Here is a 1947-nt window from a genome sequence, read left to right as displayed (position 1 = left end):
TGCGGCCATGACCTGGACGACTGCACGCTGCCCACGGGCGAGATAGGGTCTGTAATTGAAGAAGCAGGCAAGCCAGACCGCGATGAGGGCGAGCACCCGGCTTTTGCCTCCACGACGCCCAACCACGAGCCAGGCTTCCTTGACCTGTTTCGAGGGTGGCGATTTCCGACCCGTGCATTTCTGGAAGAGTGCCAATTGATCGGGCGTCATGTCATACGCGAAGATCGCGGCGACAAATGCCCACCAAGCAGCCCAATCCTCCGGGTTTGTCAAAGAGGACAAGAAGACATCAGGATCGTTTACGGCATCCAACAGTGTGGGCCCGAGGTCGGGCTTGGTCTTCTTGGGTGTGGTGGGGGTCTCGTCAGCATCGTGCAGTCTGATGCGTTTGAGACCCATCGTTTTAATCGCCGTCTAGACGAACGCGGTGTGAACGACGGGTGCCGCCACGCTGCATGTAGGCGAGGGGGTCTAGACCGTGATCGTCATCGTGAGGATCGGACTCACGCTTGAGATCAATGAGACCGAGGGTCTTCATGTGGCGCCGGATGGCATTCACGATGCGGGAGTACTGGGCGTATTCCGACTCCTTCATTTCGCCCGACTGCATGTACTGCTGTTGGATGTCCTCGGAGAGCACTTGCAGCATGGCGAGATCGCGAATGATGGCGCGGTCGGCTTCCGTGATCTTCGTGCCGAAGGGTGCCGAGTACCCATTGATGAGGTCACGGAAGCGCTTCCCTCTGGGTGTGCGCAGATCAACACGCTCTGCGAATAGGCGCGACCCATTCGTGATCGCGGACTTCGCCGTGCGCGTCTGGAGGGTCGTCTTTCGTCGTGTGCCGTGCATTTCCCGAACTACATGCGATCATCACGCGAATATTTCGCGTTGTTCGAGACGGCAATCACTCGACCTGTACCGCATTTTGTCAACACCAAAGTGCCATGTCATTGAAGCGACGGCGGAATGTCCCGGGAATATTGTTTCGATGGACAATAATTCTGCGCTCACTCCCCTGATTTGCCAAAACGCTGGCAACGAGCACTAAAATAATCGGCAGTTGGATTTGCGGCGTGCGCTAGATTTCGATGGAGCGCATCCTTCCGGTCTAGATGATCCCCAGACTATCGATCCCATCTGATCTTCGCCTCATCTTGGTACGCACGTCGAAACGCCTTCAATGCATCGCGATTGATCAGTTCGTATTGATCGAGCATCTTGACGATCTCGCGCATCTCCTGCCGCACGCCTCCGACAAGGACACCTGATCCCGGCCAGCCGTGATTGTGGAGGGTCTCGCAGATGTCGAGGGCAGACTGATCGGGATAGATGAGGACAAGGCGACGAATTCTTTCCTTCAGTCCCCTTGGTGTGATGTTCCTTTTCAGGTGTTCTTCTTTTGCGGGTTTTGCGGAATAGGGCTTGGGTCGGTGCTTGGATTTCTTCCGCGTCGAGCCTGTCTCGCCCACGGTGCTCTCTTTGCGCAATCGTTCGCGGCGCATCCGTCGCTTGTAGCCCGGGCCTGCGGATGAGTAGTCGTTGTTTTGGTCGAGCATGGAGATTTCCCTCGGTGTGATCTTCGAGGGATGGGTATTCTATCGCCTCGCTATTTTCGCGTCACGCCTCCTTCCCAGCGATGATCCTTTCCTCCCCGATCTCCATGCGGTGTCAGGATGTCGATTGCCGTCAGTACGGGCGGTTCTGGGCGGTGCAACGGAGATCGGACGTCTCTTCCCCCCTCCAATCCGGTCTTGCGGCTGTGGGGCGGGCGGGGCAGTTCCTCGCTCCAGAGCGAACATTCCTGACTCAAGCCGTCATGTCGCAAAAGCACACAACCGGACATGCGGCAATAAAGTATCGCCTATTTGTAAGCGCTCAGCCGGAACCCTTGCTTCGGGATCTGGATATCTATGCGAAGAAGCCTCCGGCTTGGGACGGAGGTTTGA

The 1947-nt window shown here is 56.9% G+C and carries 2 protein-coding genes and 1 pseudogene; all 3 read right to left on the bottom strand.

Annotated elements, in window-relative coordinates; translation table 11 throughout:
- Positions 1-399, bottom strand: a pseudogene (locus XI06_RS12965) (hypothetical protein); the annotation flags it as partial.
- A gap of 4 nt (positions 400-403) precedes the next feature.
- A complete protein-coding gene (locus XI06_RS12960) occupies positions 404-850 on the bottom strand; it encodes a hypothetical protein (RefSeq protein ID WP_271605491.1) in 447 nt (148 codons plus the stop codon).
- Positions 851-1125: 275 nt separating this feature from the next.
- Positions 1126-1557 (bottom strand): hypothetical protein, encoded by a 432-nt coding sequence (locus XI06_RS12955; protein ID WP_271605490.1) that lies wholly within the window; start codon positions 1555-1557, stop codon positions 1126-1128.
- Positions 1558-1947 lie beyond the last annotated feature (390 nt).

The sequence above is a fragment of the Bradyrhizobium sp. CCBAU 11434 genome (genome assembly GCF_028128895.1).
Lineage (GTDB): Bacteria > Pseudomonadota > Alphaproteobacteria > Rhizobiales > Xanthobacteraceae > Bradyrhizobium > Bradyrhizobium zhengyangense.
Note: the sequence above shows the minus strand (reverse complement) of the source record. Positions and strands in the feature narration are given on the sequence as shown.